Origin of the sequence: Peribacillus sp. CSMR9 (assembly GCF_033141925.1) — a bacterium.
GTDB classification, from domain to species: domain Bacteria; phylum Bacillota; class Bacilli; order Bacillales; family DSM-1321; genus Peribacillus; species Peribacillus simplex_A.
Genome location: NZ_JAOPHO010000229.1, coordinates 1 through 616 on the forward strand (window position 1 = coordinate 1; position 616 = coordinate 616).

Here is a 616-nt window from a genome sequence, read left to right on the forward strand (position 1 = left end):
GCTCACTTATTCGCAGGATTTCATAACCCTTGTAATTAGACTTACGAGTAAATGAAATGAGTTCAGATCAGTTAGGCTTCGTGAAGGCATAGTTAAATAAAGGAGTCAGCTACCACTCCATATTTTACCATATAATGCACATCTCCACGCCGCCCCTGGAGGCTTTCCCTCCCATGTCTCAACGGGTCAATCGCCCTCTCATTCCTTCGTCTTGCCTTTCCAAGGGGTGGAGGCCAGTTATGCTAACCTGATGGGTCACAGTGCCCTTTTGTTCAAGAAACCTGGTACTTCGTACATATTTGAAATCCTACGAATAAGACAACATTCAAAATTACAATTGACTATTTTAAAATGATACATTTTATATAACTAATGTTTTATTTCTATGCTGCTAAAGGGATTGATACTTGAACTTTTTTTGGACAATAAGACTCGTTTCGTCGTGCTATTCCTACAAAAATCCTTGCTAGTTTACCTATCAGTTTCATGATTGATTTCATTTTCTTTATCTTCTTTACCTTCACATTATGGGAATGGACGGCTTTAAACTCAGGGTTATTCATCACAAGGCTCATAGTTGCTAAGTAGAGGAATCGTCGTAGTCTTGACCTTCCAC

At 39.1% G+C, this 616-nt stretch carries 1 pseudogene; it reads right to left on the reverse strand.

Features of this window, described 5'->3' with window-relative positions:
• Positions 1 to 383: 383 nt before the first annotated feature.
• A pseudogene (locus N9I19_RS25040) lies at positions 384 to 616 on the reverse strand (IS110 family RNA-guided transposase); the annotation flags it as partial.